General features: G+C 60.4%; 1 protein-coding gene. It reads right to left on the reverse strand.

What is annotated here, in order from left to right; all coding sequences use genetic code 11:
• Positions 1-492, reverse strand: a 492-nt coding sequence (locus JCM10914_RS28170; protein WP_231638781.1) for a condensation domain-containing protein, incomplete at its 3' end; no start/stop codon positions are given.
• Positions 493-523 lie beyond the last annotated feature (31 nt).

The raw sequence follows: 523 nt of genomic DNA on the forward strand, positions 1-523 counted from the left end.
CAAACTCGTAAACCAGCCCACCGTCCGGGTCACATCGAGTCCCCCGCCGATCTCTTCCCGGCCATGGCCTTCCATATGCACCAACAAGCGCGCCGAACCCGTCCACGCCTGCATCGCTTGCGCCAATGCCGTAAGCAGCACTTCGTTAATCTGCGTCCGATAGACCGGCGGCACTTCCTTAAGCAGCGCCTGCGTCTCTTCCTCGCTAAGCGACAATGTCACCTGCTCCGCGTCTTGCTCCCGGTTGCTTCCCTCCGGCTCATCCACCGGCCATGCTGGCATGTCCACTAGCGACCCCGAGCTCCAGTACTTCACCTCTTGCTCCGGCAGTTCATACGCCTTCGCCTTCAGACGCTTCGCCCACTGTTGGAACGACGATGTCTTCTGCGGTAATTTGACTGCTTCGCCCTGCTCCGCCTGGCCATAAGCGGTCTCCAAGTCCTCCAGTATAATCCGCCAGGACACCCCGTCCACCGCCAAATGGTGTACCACTAGCAGCAACCGTCCTTCTCCGCCACCCAGA

Origin of the sequence: Paenibacillus sp. JCM 10914, from assembly GCF_001315105.1 — a bacterium.
In the GTDB taxonomy this organism is placed as follows: Bacteria; Bacillota; Bacilli; order Paenibacillales; family Paenibacillaceae; genus Paenibacillus_AQ.